The organism is Streptomyces alkaliterrae (assembly GCF_007097205.2).
GTDB classification, from domain to species: domain Bacteria; phylum Actinomycetota; class Actinomycetes; order Streptomycetales; family Streptomycetaceae; genus Streptomyces; species Streptomyces alkaliterrae.
Window position 1 is genome coordinate 1 of sequence record NZ_VJYK02000755.1, and the last position, 391, is coordinate 391.

1 protein-coding gene is annotated in these 391 nt (G+C 73.4%); it reads right to left on the reverse strand.

From position 1 onward, the window contains the following. Positions 1-61: 61 nt before the first annotated feature. A partial coding sequence (locus tag FNX44_RS27790; RefSeq protein WP_153507843.1) for a SpoIIE family protein phosphatase occupies positions 62-391 on the reverse strand: 330 nt, incomplete at its 5' end.

The window sequence follows — 391 nt, forward strand, 5'->3', positions numbered from 1 at the left end:
CTGTGTATAAGAGACAAGCCCCGACCCCGGCCCCACGCGGACCCGGCCGGTCACGGCTCGGTCAGCGGCTGAGGAGCAGCATCGCGACGTCGTCCGTCAGCTCGCCGGCGTTGAGGCGGCGCACCTCGTGCAGCAGGTCGTCGACGAAGGACTGACCGCCGGCGGGGTGGGCGTGCAGCGAGTCGGCGACGAGGTGGAGCATGCCCTCCTGGCCGAGGCGGTCGCGGCCGTCGCCGGTCCGGCCCTCGATGAGCCCGTCGGTGTACATCAGCAGGTGCCATTGGTGGCCCAGGTTGATGTGCGCGGCGGGCCACTCGGCATTCGGCAGCAGGCCGAGAGCCGGGCCCGCGGCGTGTTCGGGGAGGAGGCGCGGGGCGGGGTCGGCCAGGAC